Consider the following 12,798-nt stretch of genomic DNA (forward strand, 5'->3'; position numbering starts at 1 on the left):
CCTCCTTCACCTGTCCGTTATGCGGCTACCAGAAATGTATTGGTGCTTACTCTGCAACGACTCGATGGTAGACTTTTTTGCCTTTTTTGATGATCATCTGCCCATCATCTAAATAGTCAAGGGTGATCACCGTTTCGATGGCAGCGATTTTTTCATCGTTAATACTGATCCCGCCCTGTTGCACCAGTCGCCGTGCTTCTGAACGACTGGCTGCCAGCCCGGTTTCCATCAGCAGTGTCAGGATATCAAGTCCGTCTTTCAAAACAGTTTCATTCAACGCTGTGGTGGGCATGTCTTCTGATACACCGCCGCTGAAAGCGGCTCGTGCTGCCTCCTGGGCATGCCGGGCGGCTTCTTCACCATGCACAATCCTAGTCGCTTCGAAGGCCAGCACTTCTTTGGCCCTGTTGAGGGCAGCCCCTTCGGCGCTGCACAGTTCTTTTATATCCTCCATAGATACAAAGGTGAGCAATTTCAGGGTTTTTTCCACATCTCTGTCATCCACATTGCGAAGGTATTGATAAAACTCATACGGGGATGTTTTTTCGGGATCCAGCCACAAAGCGCCAGATTCAGTTTTGCCCATTTTTTTCCCTTCACTTGTGGTCAACAGCTGAAAAGTGAGGGCAAAGGAATTATCCCGTTCTACTTTACGGATCAGTTCATACCCCGCCAGAATATTGGACCACTGGTCGTCGCCACCCATTTGCAGCTGACAGTCATACCGACGATATAATTCCAGAAAGTCGTAGGCCTGCATAATCATATAGTTAAACTCCAGGAAGGTGAGTCCCTGATCAAGACGTGATTTATAACATTCTGCCGCCAGCATTCTGTTAACAGAAAAATGCCGCCCAATGTTGCGCAGAAATTCTACATAGTTTAATTCCAACAGCCATTCAGCATTATCCACAATGCACGCCTTGTCTTCGCCAAACTCCAAGAACCGTTCAAACTGCGCTTTAAAGCGCAGTGCATTATGTTGAATCTGTTCCTGAGTTAACATCTTTCGCATATCTGTTTTACCCGATGGGTCACCCACCATGGTAGTACCGCCTCCCAGCAGTACCAACGGACGATGGCCCGCCTTCTGCAGGTGCATCATCACCATGATCTGAACATAGTGACCCAAATGAAGGCTTTCTGCTGTGGCATCGAACCCAATGTAAAATGTGACCGGTTTTTCCCCCAGCAGCTGCCGCAAATCTTCTTCATGGGTTACCTGTGCAACATAACCTCTCTCTTTAAGCACATCAAATACGTTGGACATATGGGTCTCCTCCTGTAATCAGGGCAATACTAAGCCTCGGCTGTCTGCCCCTGCTGTTTCTCCAAAGTAGCCACTTTCATCTGATTTTCATACAGCTGCTCTTGCAGATCTCCGATAATTTCCTGAGCGTTGACAAGCTCCTGATCTTTTTCTCGCAGCTGTCTCAATAGCTGTTGGTTGCTTTCCCGCAGTTTTTCCTGATCCTGTTTCACATTGTTCAGTTTTCGCTGCAGTGTGCGTGAGTATTCCTTTTCTTGCTGAAGCGAACCGTTTTTTTGATCCAGCTCTTGTTTCACATTGCTTAGTTCTTCATTTGTCGGGGGTTTTGTGTGCTGCAATGTCTCGTAGGCATCTCTCAGCTTCAGCATTTCATCTGCCACATTGATGGCTGTGAGTACTGAGATCTGCGAAACGCTCAGCTGGCGGTTGAGACGACTGACTTCCTGCATTTTTTCATCCACATAGGATCCCACCCGAATCAGGTATTCTTTGGATTCCTTACCTGCAATGGGATACTCTTGTCCGTTGATGCGTATCAGTACACGGTTTTTCTTTTCTGACACCGTTTCTCACCCCTTGGCCCGGATTAATGACCTACATTATAACACACCTTTGGAGCTGTGAAAAGCTTGCCAAAAGCGGCATGCGTAATGGCATGCCGCTTCTTGTTAAGGTTCATGGGGTTTATGCCCGCAGGACTGCATTCAGTTCTTTCTTGAGAGATGACACCACTGCATCATAGCACTGGTTCACTTCCTTGTCCTTCAGGGTACGTTCATTGTGACGGAAGGTGAGGGTGTAAGCCACGCTTTTTTGGTTTTCGCCCACCTGCGCTCCCTGATATACATCAAAAAGGCGGCAGTCTTCCAGCAGTTCACCCGCCTGGCGACGTATGAGGATTTCGATGGTTTGCACCGACAACATTTTATCCACCACCACTGCCAGATCACGAACAACCGCCGGGTAACGGGGCAGGGGTTTGTAGAGAGGATCTATTTTTGCCATTGCCAGTACGGCATCGCCATTAATTTCTGCCACAAAAACCCTTACATCGTCCATATCATAGTTGGCGGCAACAAGAGGATGAATTTCTCCAAGGGTTCCCATCAGTTGATCACCTACATATATATTGGCACAACGTCCGGGATGAAAGGTGGGGTGGTTGGATTCCCGTTCAAAATCGGGCGATGCCAGTCCCAATGTCTTGAATAGATGAATCAGCATTCCCTTCAGGACGAAGAAATCATTTCCCTCTCCATAAATTCCCATCACCAGCTCTTTGACTTCCAAAGGCAGCACCGCTTTTGCTTCATCCAGTTGGCCGTAAAATACTTGGCCAATTTCATAGAAGCTGCCCGCAGGTACTGAACGACTCACATTGCGACGCAACACTTCCATCATGTTGGGTAAAAGTGTGGTGCGCATCACACTGGTTTCGTCACCAAGGGGATTCAACAACCGAACAAAATCCCGTTTGAAGCTGTCCTCAGGCAATCTGATGAGATCGACACCTGAAGGACTGACAAAGGAGTAGGTGGCGGCTTCATAACAACCCAGCCCACTCATGGTGCGCTTCAAAACTTCCTCCATTTTCTGCCGGTGAGAGAGCCCCCCCACCATGATATCTCCTGTCATCAGAGTTGCCTTGATCTTGTCATAGCCATAAATGCGGCCGATTTCCTCAATGAAATCCGCCTCCTGAACAAGATCATCCCGGAAAGTGGGCACGGTAATGTGAATTAATTCATCTGCTTCATGAGCTTTTATTTCCAGTGCATGGAGGATTTCCACCATCTCAGACACTTTTAAATCAGTACCCAGCAACGCATTCACCCGATGCGGCCGAAGGGTGTTTTCCCTGGGAGTTGCCGGCTGAGGGTACACATCAATAACACCCGGGCATACCTGCCCGGCTTCAAGCTCTTCCAGTAATTGACACGCCCGGTTGGCTGCCATGAGAGATAGCTCAGGATCTTGTCCTTTTTCAAACCTGGCAGAGGCTTCTGTACGAAGACCTAACTGCTGAGAGGTCTTTCTGATGCGGTCAGCGTTGAAGCAGGCTGATTCCAATATAATGGCACGGGTTTCTGTCGTCACCTCTGAATTTTCACCACCCATAACGCCGGCAATCCCCAGCACTTTTTCCGAGTCGGTGATGAGGGTCATCTGGTCATTGAGCTTACGCAGAGTACCATCCAGGGTCTTGGTGGTTTCGTCCGGTTTTGCACGGCGAACAACGATGGATTGCCGGGCAACAATGGCTGCATCAAAAGCGTGAAGCGGCTGCCCCATTTCCAGCATCACATAGTTGGTGACATCCACCACATTGTTGATGGGCCGCACCCCTGCCTGCATCAATCGTTGCTGAAGCCACTGGGGTGACTGGCGTATCACAATATTCTCCACTTTTCGTGCCACATAACGACGACAGCCTTCAGGATCATCAATACGTACACTGGCAGTATCTGTCCAATCAGTTCCAGCTTCTTCAAGGGTGATTGCAGGCACTTTAAGCGTTTCGCCAACGGTGGCTGCTGCCTCTCTGGCAATACCGATCACACTCATACAATCAGGTCGGTTTGAAGTGATTTCAAATTCGATAATTTGGTCCACTGCCGGAAGTGCATCAATAAACCGGCTGCCTGGTGTCTTTTCATCCAAAATCCAGATGCCATCTTTCATACTTTCGGGAATCAGGTTCTTGGTGATTCCCAGTTCATCATGGGAGCACATCATCCCCTGAGATGCCTCACCCCTCAAGTCTTCTCCCACAATGGTCACTCCATTGGGAAGTGTGGTGCCTTCAAGAGCAACCGGTACTGTATCGCCTTCTTTGATATTGGTGGCACCGGTGACAATTTGCAGCGGTTTCTCTTCTCCTATATCCAAGTGGGTCACCACCAGCTTATCAGCATTGGGATGTGGTTGGATGGACAGAATTTTTCCAATCACCAATTTTTCCAGATTTTCTCCCCAATTTCTGACCTCTTCCACTTTTGATCCCGACATGGTCATTTGATCAGCAAATTCTTTTGTATCCATTGATAAAGTCACATATTCCTCCAGCCATTTAACAGGTACCAGCATCGCTACTCCTCCTCATATCATCAGTTCTTCTTTGCAGCACCCACCCCATTGCCTCATGCTGCTGGAGTCCACAGGTGCAACACCGAAAATGGAAAGTGGAACCAGAGAGCATATACCACCGTGCAACGCCATTTCCGGCTGCCTAACACGTCATTCAGATCATCATCGGAACTTCAGTCAGCTTTTTTTCTTCTTAAGGATCGTCAGTTAGCAGATTCTTCCTTAGAACTGTGAAAGGAAGCGCAGATCATTTTCATAGAGCAGCCGAATATCATCAATGCCGTATTTCTGCATGGCGATCCGATCAATTCCCATTCCAAATGCCCAGCCGCTGTATGTTTCAGGGTCGATACCGCAGTTGCGCAACACGTTGGGGTGCACCATTCCGGCGCCCAGCAGTTCGATCCACCCACTGCCTTTGCAGACACTACAGCCTTCTCCCTGACATTTAAAGCAGGTAACATCAACTTCAGCACTGGGTTCGGTGAAGGGAAAATAGTGGGGTCGAAATTTGATCTGTGTGTGTTCTCCAAAAAGGTGTCGCGCAAAAATTTCGAGACTGCCCTTCAGATCCCCCAGAGTGCTGCCCTTATCCACCACCAGTCCTTCCAGCTGATTAAACATGGGAGAATGGGTGGCATCAGGGGTATCGTTTCGAAAACAACGTCCCGGTGCAATGATGCGGATCGGTGGCTTGGTGCTTTTCATCACCCGCACCTGGACCGGCGATGTCTGTGGTCTTAAAATCACCTGTTCGTTAATATAAAAGGTATCCGTCATCTCCCGGGAAGGGTGATTTGCCGGAGCATTGAGCATGTCAAAATTATTGACAACCGTTTCCACTTCAGGTCCTTCTGCTACAGTGAATCCCATGCCGATAAATACTTCTTTCAATTCATCAAGGGTTTGAGTCAGCGGATGCTTGGTTCCCTGGGAGAATACTTTCCCAGGCATGGTGATATCAATGGTTTCCCGGGCAATCCGTGCCTCCATTTCCAAACGGCCAATACGATCCCGTGCTGCATTCATGGCTGCCTCCACCGCCTCCCGCACTTCGTTGGCCACCTGGCCCATGCGGGGTCGTTCTTCCTTTGGCAGGCTTCCCATACTTCTCAACAACTCGGTGAGTGAGCCTTTTTTCCCCAGATACTTCACTCGGAGGTTCTCCAGCTCTTTGGCATCTCTGGCAGCCTGCAACACTTCTCTTGCTTCGATCTCCAGTTGTTTCAAATTTTTTTCCATCTCCATAAACTCCCTTCAAGTGGATGATTATGCTCCGCTGTGCTGATGATACATCAGGTGTTTCAGGTAACAAAAAAAGCCCTCGTCTCCCTGAAGGGACGAAAGCTGTTCCGCGGTACCACCCTTATAACCGACGGCAATTCAACCACCGACCCATCAGGGGGCCTGTGACACCGTCAATCTCTCATAACCGTAACGTGGTCTTTTCGTCGATGCCTACTGACAGGTTCAGCACCGCAGCTCCCGGGCGAACTTCCATCACAGTGAGGATCAGGTGCTTTCAGCCGGAGGCACCTTTCTCTTTCGAAGCTCCTCTGTGATGTACTTTCCCATTCACAGCCTTTGAATCTTTCGCCGCTACGTCACCGTTTTCACAGCTTGACAGCGATGATATCCAGATTCTATCGAACCGATTATACCACAGGCTCTCAGGGAATACAAGAGGCTTCCCCTGAAGGGTTGTTCAGTTCCCGGGCGAGATGAAACATGAGAATACTGCCTGCGATGGCCGCATTCAGAGATTGGATCGCCCCTTTCATGGGAATGGTCACCCGCTGGTCCAGGTTTCTCATGAGAGCATCACCGATTCCTTTGGCTTCATTGCCGATCACTAATACCAATGGACTTTGATAACTCTGCTCATAACATGAACTGCCGCCTTCAAGAGCCGCCCCCACTAAACGCAAACCCGCTTTTTTTAGGCTGATACCGTCAGAATCGGCTTCTGATAACTCAATCACCGGCAAATGCAAGACAGCCCCGGTAGCCGCCCGAAGAGCCTTGGGATTATATGGATCTGTGGAACCGTGGGTGAGCAGCACTCCCGCCAATCCGGCAGCTTCTGCCGAGCGAATCAGGGTTCCCAAATTTCCCGGATCCTGAATACGATCCAGCATCAGCCAAAATCCACAGGGTTTCTCCAGCAATTGTTGTACCTGGTGAACTGGTTGACGAAAGACCGCCAGCACCCCCTGAGGATGCTCTGTATCTGCCATTCGTTTCATCAAGTGTGAAGGCATTTCATATCCAGGAATTCGAAATGCTGAAAGGTGTTGGATCAAGGATTGATTTTCTTCCCGGCTGATGAATCCATGATCAGCTATAAAATAAACCGGTTCCCAGCCGCCTTTCAGGGCATCCTGTATGCCACCGAAGCCTTCCAGCAGAAAAAGCCCCTGCTCCCGACGATGGCGCCGTTGGTGGAGGGCAATTGTTTTCTTACAGATCTCATTGGCAGTGCTGCTGATTCCAATTAATCTCATCAGACTTTCTCCTGTACCTTTTGCAAGTCATCATTTAAACCCACCACCACCAGCACATCTCCACGTCGCACAACGGCATCCGCATGGGGCGAAACGTTGATGGCTTCCCCATGTTTGACAGCCAACACACTAAGACCATATTTTGACCGTACATTGGCCTCCTGCAGGGTTTTATCAATCCATTTTTCCGGGGCGGTAATTTCCATAATGCTGTAGTCCGGTGCCAGTTCAATGTAATCCAGTATGTTGGTGGAAGTAAGGTTATACGCCAGACGCACGCCCATGTCGCGTTCGGGAAAAATTACCCTGTCTGCCCCTATTTTATAGAGTACCTTGGCATGCAGTTCGTCCTGGGCCTTGGCCACCACATATTTGACACCCAGCTCCTTAACCACCAGTGTTGCCATGATGGAGGCTTTGATATCTGAGCCAATGGCAATAATAGCCACATCAATGTTGCGCATTCCCACAGCCCGCAGGGCATGTTCATCTTTTACGTCGATACTGGCCGCATGGGTCACACTCTCTGAAAGATGCTGCACAATGTCAGCGCACTCATCAATGGCCAACACGTCATACCCGTTTTTATACAATGTCTTGGCAACAGCCGTCCCAAAGCGGCCACAGCCAATAACCGCAAATTGCTTCATTTCTGTTCCTCCCCACATTTATCATTCCAAACCAATCGCTGACACTTTGGAAGGCAGTTCCCGCTATTTGTTATCCCACCATCACCCGCTCTTCGGCATAATGTACCAGGTTCTGATACCGGCTCTGACGGCTGGCCAGTGCAAAGGCGATGGTAAGTGTTCCCACCCTGCCGGCAAACATGGTGATAATCAGCAGCACCTTTCCCGGTGTGCTGAGCATGGAGGTGATTCCAGTGGAAAGGCCTACTGTTCCAAAAGCAGAAGTTACCTCAAATAAGATTTCCATAAAAGAAAAGTGTGGCTCCATGATCGATAATCCCATGGTGACCATCACCACCATCAACAACCCAATGACCAGAATGGTCACCGCCCGATTAACTATGTCAAAGGGGATTTTTCGCCGGAAAATCTCCACGTTTTCTTTGCCCTGGATAACGGAAACAGCCATGATCAACATGACACCAAAAGTAACGGTTTTAATTCCTCCCGCTGTTGAAGCAGGTGATCCGCCGATGAACATCAGTATAACTGTCAGGAGCTGGGATGCCGTAGTGAGACTTGCGGTATCTACGGTATTGAATCCCGCTGTTCGTGTTGTCAGTGATTGAAAAAACCCTGCCTGCACTTTTTCAAGAAAATGCAAATTTCCCATCGTTTCCGGATTATTCCATTCCAGCAACAGAAATAAGCAAGTTCCGCCCGCCAGCAAAATGACTGTCATCATAAGAACCAGCCTGGTATGTAAAGCATAGCGGCGCGTTTTATAATGATTAATGATGTCTAACACCACCGTAAAGCCCAAGCCCCCCAAAATCACCAGTCCTCCTACGGTAAAGTTCACCAGAGGATCTGACACATAGGGAGTCAGACTGCGCCCATCTCCAATTAAGTCAAAACCTGCATTGCAGAAGGCAGAGACCGCATGAAACACTGCATAGCCAACGCCTGTGGCCAGGCCGTATTCAGGCACAAAACGAAACGAAAGAAGCAGTGCACCCACCAGTTCCAACCCAAAGGTCAGCGCCAACAGATAAAGTGAAAAGCGCACCACCCCTGAAAGTGTGTTTTGTCCCACCGCCTGCTGGATCAGCAGCCGTTCTTTTAAAGAGATTCTTTTCCCCAGTATGACCGCAAAAAGAGTCGCCATGCTCATGAATCCGATACCGCCAATTTGAATCAAAAAGGCTATCACTGTCTTTCCAAAGACGGTCCAGTGCGTGCCCGTATCCACCACCACAAGTCCTGTCACACATACCGCTGATGTGGCCGTAAACAGAGCATCCACAAATCCGACAGACGTTTGATCAATGGATGCTGCTGGCAGCATCAACAAACTCATTCCCACCAAAATCACCGCCGCAAATCCCATTACCAAAATACGTGCCGGATTTAGATATAATCTGCTTTTCAACTCATTACTATTCATGTTCTGCCTTCCTTTTCATGATGTCGTCAGCCATACGTTGGCCCCTGTTTCTGCTATTACTATATCAGATGTCTCAACACCTGAAAAGAGAAAGATCCTGTTTCCACGACCCTAAAAAAAACGATTAAAGCCCCCGTGGGGACGAATGGTTTCGTTCCCCTCCAAGGGCTCTTCACTTCAACTTGTTTTGCTTTAAGCGTTTAACTTATTCTTGGAAAGTTCCACCAGCTGTGAGAAACCTTCTTTGTCATGGATGGCCATTTCTGCCAGCATCTTACGGTTCATTTCAATACCCGCCAGTTTCAGACCATTCATGAAACGGGAATAAGACATGCCGTTCATACGGGTGGCCGCATTGATACGGGTAATCCACAGTTTTCTGAAATCACGTTTTTTCAGTTTGCGGCCTTTGTATGCATGGCTCAGAGCCTTCATCACTGTCTGGTTAGCTGTTTTAAACAGTTTGCTTCGGGCACCGCGGTAGCCTTTCGCCAACTTCAGGATTTTTCTATGCTTTTTCTTGGCATTCACTGCCTTTTTAATTCTAGCCATTGTGTTGATCCTCCTCTTTTGACTTTCCGTCTTCGCTTATTGAATCATCTGACGTACTGCTCTCAGCTCGCCTTTGAAAACAGATGTGGCTTTACGCAGGTTCCGTTTGCGCTTGGCTGACTTTTTCGTCAGAATATGGCTTTTGAATGCCTTTGCACGTTTAATGAACCCTGATTTTGTTTTCTTGAAACGCTTGGCAGCGCCACGGTGAGTCTTCATTTTTGGCATTGTGTTTTCCTCCTTGTTTGCAAGTTCACTTATTTATGGCTTGGGGGCAATGAACATGATTAACTGACGACCTTCCATCTTGGCCGCCTTTTCCACATTCCCCGCTTCACTTAATATCTCTTTGAAAGCATCCATCACCCGCTGCCCAAGGCCAATGTTGGCCAACTGACGCCCCCGGAAACGCAGGGTAACTTTCACTTTGTCGCCGGCCTTCAGAAACTTAATGGCCTGATTGGCTTTTACCTGCATGTCATGTTCTTCAATGTTGGGGCTGAGGCGAATTTCTTTCACATTGACCACTTTCTGGTTTTTGCGAGCTTCCTTTTCCTTTTTGGCCTGCTCGTATTTGTATTTGCCGTAATCCATAATGCGGCAAACCGGCGGCTTGGCCATGGGCGCAATTTTCACCAGATCAAGATTTCGGTCGATGGCCATCTGCAATGCATCTTTGCCAGATACAATTCCCAGCTGTTCACCATTCTGATCTGTCAGTCTGACCTCTTTGTCCCTGATTTGTTCATTAATTTGCAGTTCTTTAATCGTATGACACCTCCCTGTACTCTGTTGACAGTGCGACTATAAAAAGCGGATCGGTCATAGGACCAATCCGCTTCTGTTTCTTCATTTACTGTTGCTTTCAGAGCCAATCCCTTTACACCCGGGAAGTGATAGTCACCTGCGTCTGCCGTTCATTTGCCGGCATCAAGCACCATCGAAAGCACCAGTCATGGACCCTGTCGAGTCGCTACCGCAGGGTGAGAAACGGATCGTTCTACTTGTTGTTCTTGACAATTAAACAGTTTATCAGGTTATCTATCAAATGTCAATGCCTGTGATGATATTATTAAAATCTGATGGAAAAAACCGTCTAACCTGTTATGCTTCCTGAGGTAACTGCTTCTCCTGAATTTCCTTGATCAGTGAAGCCATTAACTCATCAACATCCACAGCACCCAGCTCACCACGGTCACGACTCCGCAAATTCACCTTGTTTTCTTCCACTTCCCGGTCTCCCATAATCATCATATACGGCACTTTCTGAAGCTGGGCTTCCCGAATTTTATATCCGATTTTTTCATTGCGGTCATCCAGTTCCACTCTGATTCCTGCTTGTGCCAGCTGCTGCTTCAACACTTTAGCCGCATCATAATGTCGTTCAGAGATGGGCAATATGCGTGCCTGCACCGGTGCCAGCCACAATGGAAACTTGCCTGCAAAATGCTCGATGAGAATCCCAATAAACCGCTCAATGCTGCCGAAAATAACACGGTGAATCATAATGGGACGGTGCTTCTCGCCATCTGCACCCACATAATTGATATCAAAACGCTGGGGCATCTGGAAATCAAGCTGAATAGTGCCACACTGCCACGTTCTGCCAATGCAGTCTTCCAGATGGAAATCAATTTTAGGGCCATAGAACGCGCCGTCACCTTCATTGATTTTATAGGCCAGTCCCCGGGCATCCAGGGCTTCCCGCAACGCCTCCGTGGCCAGATCCCACTCTTCCTGGGTTCCCATGGAATCTTCAGGTCTGGTGGAGAGTTCCACATGATATTTGTATCCGAACATTTTATAAACGTAGTCAACAAAGTCAATAACCCCGATAATTTCGTCTTTAATCTGCTCCGGCAGCATGAAGATATGGGCATCGTCCTGTGTGAAGCAACGTACCCGCATGAGCCCATGGAGAACGCCCGACATTTCGTGGCGATGCACCAATCCCAGTTCACCCATGCGAAGAGGCAAGTCCCGGTAACTGTACATTTTACGTTTGAATACCAGAATGGAACCGGGGCAGTTCATGGGCTTGACGGCATAATTACCTTCATCAATCTGTGTGAAGTACATATTTTCCTGGTAATGATCCCAGTGGCCGGACTGATGCCACAGGTCTTCGTTGAGAATAATAGGGGTTTTGATTTCATCGTATCCCCTTTTTACATGTTCATAGCGCCAGAAATTTTCCAGTTCATTACGAATGACCATGCCCTTGGGGTGGAAGAAAGGAAAGCCCGGGCCTTCTTCCTGAATGCTGAAAAGATCCATCTCTTTGCCGATTTTCCGATGGTCCCGTTTCTTAGCCTCTTCCATCTTGTCAAGATAGTCCTGCAGATCCGTTTTTTTGTCAAATGCCGTGCCGTAAATCCGTTGCAACATTTTGTTCTTCTCACTGCCCCGCCAGTAGGCACCTGCCACACTCATCAACTTCACGGCCTTCACCCGTCCGGTGGAAGGAGCATGCGGACCGGCACAGAGATCAACAAACTCTCCCTGCTGATAAAACGAAATGGGCGCATCTTCCGGCAGGTCTTCGATAAGCTCCACTTTATAGTCTTCCCCGTGTTTCTTCACGAAATCAATGGCTTCATCCCGGGGCAGTTCAAAGCGGGAGACTTTATGATCTTCTTTAATGATTTTTTTCATCTCGGCTTCAATTATTTCCAGATCCTCCGGTGTGAAAGAGTGATCTGTATCAATGTCATAGTAAAACCCGTCTTTGATGGCAGGGCCAATGGCCAGTTTTGCCTCTGGATGAAGGCGCTTCACTGCCTGGGCCAGAATGTGGGAACCTGTATGCCGCAGAAAGACCTTTCCTGCTTCATCTTCAAATTTCACCAAGCTTAATTCAACATCTGACTCCAGTGCCGTGACATAATCCACCGGCTCGCCGTTAATTTCGCCGCCTATGGCCGCCCTTGCCAATCCAGGGCTGATATCTTCTGCCACCTGCTGAACAGTTACTCCTTTGGGGTATTCCCGGACAGTGCCGTCTTTGAGTGTCACTTTAATCATAGACATCTTTGTTCCTCCTTTTTCAATCATCAAAAAACCCTTCACTCCCTGGGATCAGGGCGAAAAGGGTTCGCGGTTCCACCTGAATTGACTGTATTCTGGTCAGTCATCTCATTAAGACGATAACGGAGTCACCGGCTCTCAATTAATGAAAGCAGCTATTCGGATGGTACCTCAGGATTCTGTCAGTAAGACGCTTTCAGCCAGGTCGTCTTTTCTCTGTCAACTGAAGAAATGCCCGAGACATGTCCCGTGTCATGGCTATTCTGAAGGTTTCATTTATAT

Annotated in this window: 11 protein-coding genes and 1 other annotated feature; all 11 genes read right to left on the reverse strand. The window is 48.4% G+C overall.

The genetic code is table 11. The features are described 5' to 3' along the window. Window positions 1-46: 46 nt before the first annotated feature. The 11 genes from tyrS to thrS all read right to left on the reverse strand — a co-directional run bounded on the left by tyrS (window position 47) and on the right by thrS (window position 12,513). Window positions 47-1,270, reverse strand: coding sequence for a tyrosine--tRNA ligase (gene tyrS, locus QOL74_RS02040; protein ID WP_283407758.1), 1,224 nt, complete (start codon window positions 1,268-1,270; stop codon window positions 47-49). Window positions 1,271-1,299: 29 nt separating this feature from the next. Beyond that, window positions 1,300-1,833 carry a cell division protein ZapA gene (locus tag QOL74_RS02045; protein WP_283407759.1) on the reverse strand — a complete coding sequence of 178 codons (534 nt, stop codon included), beginning with the start codon at window positions 1,831-1,833 and terminating at the stop codon, window positions 1,300-1,302. A gap of 121 nt (window positions 1,834-1,954) precedes the next feature. Then, window positions 1,955-4,357, reverse strand: coding sequence for a phenylalanine--tRNA ligase subunit beta (gene pheT / locus QOL74_RS02050; RefSeq protein ID WP_283407760.1), 2,403 nt, complete (start codon window positions 4,355-4,357; stop codon window positions 1,955-1,957). A 222-nt stretch (window positions 4,358-4,579) separates the two neighbouring features. Continuing rightward, entirely contained in the window at window positions 4,580-5,599 is a 1,020-nt protein-coding gene (gene pheS, locus QOL74_RS02055; protein ID WP_283407761.1) for a phenylalanine--tRNA ligase subunit alpha, read from the reverse strand. 91 nt (window positions 5,600-5,690) lie between these two features. Further along, window positions 5,691-5,945, reverse strand: a binding site (T-box leader). 82 nt (window positions 5,946-6,027) lie between these two features. Next, window positions 6,028-6,861, reverse strand: coding sequence for a TrmH family RNA methyltransferase (locus QOL74_RS02060; protein ID WP_283407762.1), 834 nt, complete (start codon window positions 6,859-6,861; stop codon window positions 6,028-6,030). Continuing rightward, window positions 6,861-7,511 (reverse strand): potassium channel family protein, encoded by a 651-nt coding sequence (locus QOL74_RS02065; RefSeq protein WP_283407763.1) that lies wholly within the window; start codon window positions 7,509-7,511, stop codon window positions 6,861-6,863. The genes QOL74_RS02060 and QOL74_RS02065 overlap by 1 nt, the downstream gene beginning before the upstream one ends. A gap of 70 nt (window positions 7,512-7,581) precedes the next feature. After that, window positions 7,582-8,937, reverse strand: a complete 1,356-nt coding sequence (locus QOL74_RS02070; RefSeq protein WP_283407764.1) for a TrkH family potassium uptake protein — start codon at window positions 8,935-8,937, stop codon at window positions 7,582-7,584. Between the two features lie 192 nt (window positions 8,938-9,129). After that, complete coding sequence (rplT, locus tag QOL74_RS02075) at window positions 9,130-9,489, reverse strand: 50S ribosomal protein L20 (RefSeq protein WP_283407765.1); 360 nt, start codon at window positions 9,487-9,489, stop codon at window positions 9,130-9,132. Between the two features lie 36 nt (window positions 9,490-9,525). Then, complete coding sequence (gene rpmI / locus QOL74_RS02080) at window positions 9,526-9,717, reverse strand: 50S ribosomal protein L35 (protein WP_283407766.1); 192 nt, start codon at window positions 9,715-9,717, stop codon at window positions 9,526-9,528. A 33-nt stretch (window positions 9,718-9,750) separates the two neighbouring features. Next, entirely contained in the window at window positions 9,751-10,257 is a 507-nt protein-coding gene (gene infC, locus QOL74_RS02085; protein WP_283407917.1) for a translation initiation factor IF-3, read from the reverse strand. 336 nt (window positions 10,258-10,593) lie between these two features. Continuing rightward, window positions 10,594-12,513, reverse strand: a complete 1,920-nt coding sequence (gene thrS, locus QOL74_RS02090; protein ID WP_283407918.1) for a threonine--tRNA ligase — start codon at window positions 12,511-12,513, stop codon at window positions 10,594-10,596. Window positions 12,514-12,798: the final 285 nt, after the last annotated feature.

Source organism: Anoxynatronum buryatiense (assembly GCF_900182905.1).
GTDB classification, from domain to species: domain Bacteria; phylum Bacillota; class Clostridia; order Peptostreptococcales; family Tindalliaceae; genus Anoxynatronum; species Anoxynatronum buryatiense.

Excerpts from the sequence above, each read along its gene's own strand:
- tyrS (WP_283407758.1), bottom strand. The coding sequence starts at position 1,270 with ATGTCCAACGTATTTGATGTGCTTAAAGAGAGAGGTTATGTTGCACAG.
- pheT (WP_283407760.1), bottom strand. The coding sequence starts at position 4,357 with ATGCTGGTACCTGTTAAATGGCTGGAGGAATATGTGACTTTATCAATG.
- pheS (WP_283407761.1), bottom strand. The coding sequence starts at position 5,599 with ATGGAAAAAAATTTGAAACAACTGGAGATCGAAGCAAGAGAAGTGTTG.
- QOL74_RS02060 (WP_283407762.1), bottom strand. The coding sequence starts at position 6,861 with ATGAGATTAATTGGAATCAGCAGCACTGCCAATGAGATCTGTAAGAAA.
- QOL74_RS02065 (WP_283407763.1), bottom strand. The coding sequence starts at position 7,511 with ATGAAGCAATTTGCGGTTATTGGCTGTGGCCGCTTTGGGACGGCTGTT.
- QOL74_RS02070 (WP_283407764.1), bottom strand. The coding sequence starts at position 8,937 with ATGAATAGTAATGAGTTGAAAAGCAGATTATATCTAAATCCGGCACGT.
- rplT (WP_283407765.1), bottom strand. The coding sequence starts at position 9,489 with ATGGCTAGAATTAAAAAGGCAGTGAATGCCAAGAAAAAGCATAGAAAA.
- rpmI (WP_283407766.1), bottom strand. The coding sequence starts at position 9,717 with ATGCCAAAAATGAAGACTCACCGTGGCGCTGCCAAGCGTTTCAAGAAA.
- thrS (WP_283407918.1), bottom strand. The coding sequence starts at position 12,513 with ATGATTAAAGTGACACTCAAAGACGGCACTGTCCGGGAATACCCCAAA.